General features: G+C 30.9%; 7 protein-coding genes. 6 read left to right on the top strand and 1 reads right to left on the bottom strand.

Annotation, left to right across the window (positions count from 1 at the left end; genetic code table 11):
- The 6 genes from AADI82_RS14630 to AADI82_RS14605 all read left to right on the top strand — a co-directional run.
- Positions 1–474: zinc-binding dehydrogenase (locus AADI82_RS14630; protein ID WP_341217156.1), on the top strand; the 474-nt coding region annotated here is incomplete at its 5' end.
- 89 nt (positions 475–563) lie between these two features.
- On the top strand, positions 564–947 hold the full coding sequence (locus AADI82_RS14625) for a hypothetical protein (RefSeq protein ID WP_341217155.1): 384 nt from the start codon (positions 564–566) through the stop codon (positions 945–947).
- 2 nt (positions 948–949) lie between these two features.
- Positions 950–1237, top strand: a complete 288-nt coding sequence (locus tag AADI82_RS14620; RefSeq protein ID WP_341217154.1) for a DUF1330 domain-containing protein — start codon at positions 950–952, stop codon at positions 1235–1237.
- Between the two features lie 4 nt (positions 1238–1241).
- On the top strand, positions 1242–1658 hold the full coding sequence (locus AADI82_RS14615) for a hypothetical protein (RefSeq protein ID WP_341217153.1): 417 nt from the start codon (positions 1242–1244) through the stop codon (positions 1656–1658).
- An 8-nt stretch (positions 1659–1666) separates the two neighbouring features.
- Positions 1667–1960 (top strand): hypothetical protein, encoded by a 294-nt coding sequence (locus AADI82_RS14610; RefSeq protein ID WP_341217152.1) that lies wholly within the window; start codon positions 1667–1669, stop codon positions 1958–1960.
- A 13-nt stretch (positions 1961–1973) separates the two neighbouring features.
- The gene (locus AADI82_RS14605; RefSeq protein WP_341217151.1) at positions 1974–2297 is read left to right on the top strand and encodes a GYD domain-containing protein; all 324 of its coding nucleotides are present in this window, start codon (positions 1974–1976) and stop codon (positions 2295–2297) included.
- Here AADI82_RS14605 and AADI82_RS14600 read toward each other — a convergent pair whose 3' ends face one another.
- Positions 2298–3005 (bottom strand): methyltransferase domain-containing protein, encoded by a 708-nt coding sequence (locus tag AADI82_RS14600; protein WP_341217150.1) that lies wholly within the window; start codon positions 3003–3005, stop codon positions 2298–2300.
- Positions 3006–3090 lie beyond the last annotated feature (85 nt).

Raw genomic sequence — 3090 nt, 5'->3', positions numbered from 1 at the left:
TTATGTGGTTTAATTTTAGCTAAAGATAAAGGATGCAAAAATATAGTTTTATCTGATCCTAACAAAAAAAGATTAGACGAATGTTCAAAATACCTTGATGCAAAATATGTTGCCCCAAATGATAAGATAATAAATTCAAATGGTTTTGATATCGTATTTGATTCCGTTGGACTTGAGGTAAGTAGACAACAAGCTATTGATGTAGTTGCACCAGGTGGATCAATAATACATATAGGTTTAACGCAACCCGCTGGTACTTTTAATTTTAGAAAATTAACTTTACAAGAAATAACTTTAGTAGGAACTTATTGCTACACAAATAAAGATTTTCAGCAGACTATTAATTTATTGCACAATAAAAAATTAGGACCATTGAACTGGATTGAATACAGAGAACTTAAAAATGGTGCGAATGCATTTAAAGAAATTCATGATGGCACGTGCGTAGCTCCTAAAATCATTCTTATTCCTTAGTTCTTCTTCTAGTTGTAGACAAATTGCATACCTGCAATCTACTTTTAACACAATTAAATTAGACCATAATTTGAGAAATTAAAACTATTATGAGAAAGCATTTTTTAATTTTTGCAGTTTTTTTATACGTAAGCTCAGCCTTAGCTGCAGGGCACATAACAAAAGCTCAAAAAGAAAAAACAATTGAGTGTTTAGGTCACTACAGCGCGACCGCTGTTTTACCAGCCGAGACTATTGAAGTTAAAAACATGGAATTAGCTTTGGCTTCAGCAAAGGTAATTAGAGAATACCTCACATCTGAAGGCGTTAAGGATGATGAGATGAACAAAGGTATGAATGTTTATGTGGACAAAGTTTATGGAAAGCCTTTTGATAAAGCTAAAAATGGTGAGTGTAATAAATTTATTTATAAGCAAATTAAAGATTCAGAGGAAAAAATCGAAAAATTATCCAGAACGATTTACGCAGGCTAAACATGAGTGGATACGTTATAGCTAATATAGATGTAAAAAATCCTGAAGCTTACAAAGAATATGTTGGGAAAGTAGTACCTACAGTTCAAAAATTTGGAGGAGAATACCTTGTACGTGCTGGGGAGTACAAAGTTATAGATGGCGAGTGGAAATATCCTAGAACGGTAGTAATTAAATTTCCAACTTATGAAAAAGCTTTAGAATGGTATGATTCTGAAGAATACAAACCAGTAAAACCAATTCGATTAGCAAACTCAGTTGCTAATGCAATAATAATTAAAGGAGTATAAAAACATGATAGACAAATTTGGAAACGCATTTTACTTAATAATTTACTTAGCACACTTTATCATAGTTGGTAGCTACGCTTACCAGTTAGTCTTTGATACTAAAAAATTTCTTAAGGGTAGAGGAGTTGATAAAACTGCTACTTTAATCACACGATTTGCAGGTTCATTTATGATCGCTACTGTTTTGATGGCAGTATATATCGCTTTTATTAGATCAGGCGGTGTAGAGGCTACTTGGGCTTTCTTTAACTTAGTTTTTATAATGAACGTTTCGATATTAGTTGTAAATTTTTACACATTAAAAATTGACAAAACAGGATTAACTAAGAAAACTAGAAATGATGGAATATATGCCCCGCTAGTTTTAGTTATTATCAGTGCTATTCTTTGTTACGGTTTAGCAGATAAAATTTACGTTTAAGGAGTTATATGGCAAAGTTTATGAACATTGTTAGATGTAAAGTAAAACCATCTAACAGAGAAGAGTATTTAAAAAAAATTGACGAGATGCCAAAGTTCGATGGGCAAATTTCAGCTAAATATGTTGAAACTAAACCTAACGAATTTTTTATGATCGGTGAATGGAATTCTGAAGATGCAATAGCCAAAGCTAGACCAAAGATGATTGAATTTTTGGACTCACTTCGGCACACTTTAGAAGAACTGTCGTCTGAGTTAGGTGTTACTGACCCTCACTCTGGTACAGTTGTAATCGAGAAATAAGAAAGGAGTAACAATGGCTAAATTCTATACACTTGGATGTTATACAGCTAAGGGTCTTGCAGGGTTTGTAAGCAACCCTTCAACAGACAGAAAAGCTGCAACATCAGCTTTAGCTGCTTCTGTAGGAGCAAAAGTAACTCAATACTCTGGCCTAAGAGGGAAATATGATTTTATGGCAGTGATTGAAGGAACTTTTGATCAAGCTGCTGCAGCTGCTATGGTTGCCGTTTCTAGTGGTGCTGTCTCAGATTTTACAATTTTAGAAGATGTAGATCTAAATGAGATAGCGAAGACTGCTCAGAAAATGGCTTCATCATATAAAGAGCCTGGAAAATAATTATTTTCTGTAGCTAATACATTTTAAGGTATCAGTGAATTTTATTTGATTTTTATACTTTAATTTAATTTCACTGATACCAAGTTTAATATCTTTATCGCTCATGTTTAATAAGCATGAAATATACCTCTCTCTAAGCATTCTTACGTATTTTTGCTTAGATATATTTACTCTAAAGTTGAAGTTTGTGTAGCTAATAGCTTTCAAATTTTTTTTGATTATCTTAAATAAAGCTTCATCTCTTTTTAAACTTTTTTCTAAATTTTTTCTCATTTTTTTAAAACAAGGTATCTTATTATTTTTTGTTTTAAGTGAAAAAATTAGTATCTTGCCTTTAGGATTTAAACTATTTTGAGCAAGATTAAGAAGACGATTTAAATTAGTTTTTGAAAAAAAATGAACAGTTTGTTTGATTAAAATTAAATCATATTTTTTTTGTTTCTTTAAATATTTTAAAGCATCAATTTTCTTAAATATGATATTCTTTTTAATATCCTTATTTGCAACAACATCAATTCCTATGGATTTATTTTTAAATTTATATTTTTTTTGAAGAACACTTATAATATTTGCTCTTCCACATCCAATGTCTAATATTTTTGAATTTTTATTTAAATTAACTTTAGTTTTTAGAAATTTATGAAATTGAGATATATACGATTTAGATGATAACCAAGTTTTATTATCCCAGTTTTTAAGTCTCTTCATTAAAGAGCAACAATGGCAGCCGCTATAGAAGCTAATCTAGCTGGAGCACTATCCGCTCGGCTAGTAATTACCACAGGAACTTTTC

Origin of the sequence: uncultured Wocania sp. (genome assembly GCF_964021735.1) — a bacterium.
In the GTDB taxonomy this organism is placed as follows: Bacteria; Bacteroidota; Bacteroidia; order Flavobacteriales; family Flavobacteriaceae; genus Wocania_A.
The sequence above is the reverse complement of the archived record's forward strand: the minus strand, read 5'-3'. Positions and strand labels throughout refer to the sequence as shown.

Bases quoted from the DNA above. Each gene is read 5' to 3' on its own strand.
- AADI82_RS14615 (WP_341217153.1), top strand. From the start codon at position 1,242: ATGATAGACAAATTTGGAAACGCATTTTACTTAATAATTTACTTAGCA.
- AADI82_RS14600 (WP_341217150.1), bottom strand. From the start codon at position 3,005: ATGAAGAGACTTAAAAACTGGGATAATAAAACTTGGTTATCATCTAAA.
- AADI82_RS14620 (WP_341217154.1), top strand. From the start codon at position 950: ATGAGTGGATACGTTATAGCTAATATAGATGTAAAAAATCCTGAAGCT.
- AADI82_RS14625 (WP_341217155.1), top strand. From the start codon at position 564: ATGAGAAAGCATTTTTTAATTTTTGCAGTTTTTTTATACGTAAGCTCA.
- AADI82_RS14605 (WP_341217151.1), top strand. From the start codon at position 1,974: ATGGCTAAATTCTATACACTTGGATGTTATACAGCTAAGGGTCTTGCA.
- AADI82_RS14610 (WP_341217152.1), top strand. From the start codon at position 1,667: ATGGCAAAGTTTATGAACATTGTTAGATGTAAAGTAAAACCATCTAAC.